This is a genomic window from Myxococcus sp. CA051A (assembly GCF_013336705.1).
Lineage (GTDB): Bacteria > Myxococcota > Myxococcia > Myxococcales > Myxococcaceae > Myxococcus > Myxococcus llanfairpwllgwyngyllgogerychwyrndrobwllllantysiliogogogochensis.
This window is the reverse complement of record NZ_JABUMS010000085.1, coordinates 1-427: the sequence shown is the minus strand read 5'-3', so window position 1 is coordinate 427 and position 427 is coordinate 1. Positions and strand designations below refer to the sequence as shown.

The 427-nt window shown below is 63.5% G+C and carries 1 protein-coding gene; it reads right to left on the bottom strand.

Annotated elements, in window-relative coordinates:
- Positions 1-191: 191 nt before the first annotated feature.
- A partial coding sequence (locus HUA74_RS45025) for a hypothetical protein (RefSeq protein ID WP_174459522.1) occupies positions 192-427 on the bottom strand: 236 nt, incomplete at its 5' end.

Genomic DNA, 427 nt, shown 5'->3' with positions numbered 1-427 from the left:
CCGCGCCACACGTGATGGACGCGCTCAACTTGAGCACTGCCTGTCCACAGACGAAATGTTTGTGTGTGTGATTTTGTCGCGCGCGGCGCGAGAGCTCACTCGGAAGGGGCACACTTCGTGGGAGTCCGGTTCACGAGGCGCTCCGCCCCAGGGAGACAGGGGCGGGCGCCGGGACTCCGTGACGGGGCGCCTTACGGCAGGAAGTAGCGGACGCGGAAGCCAAAGACCAGGTTGGACTGGATGGGGTCGCGCGTAGCGAAGCCAATCACATACCGGTTACCAGCCACCACGGTATGGGCGGGTTGGGATGCGGAGAAGATGGGGAAGCTGGAGTAGCCACTGTTGAATGCCACTCCCGAGTTCTGCCAGGTACCACCGAAGCTGCTGAAGTACGACACGGCGAGGGTCGCATCGGCCGTGCTCCAGA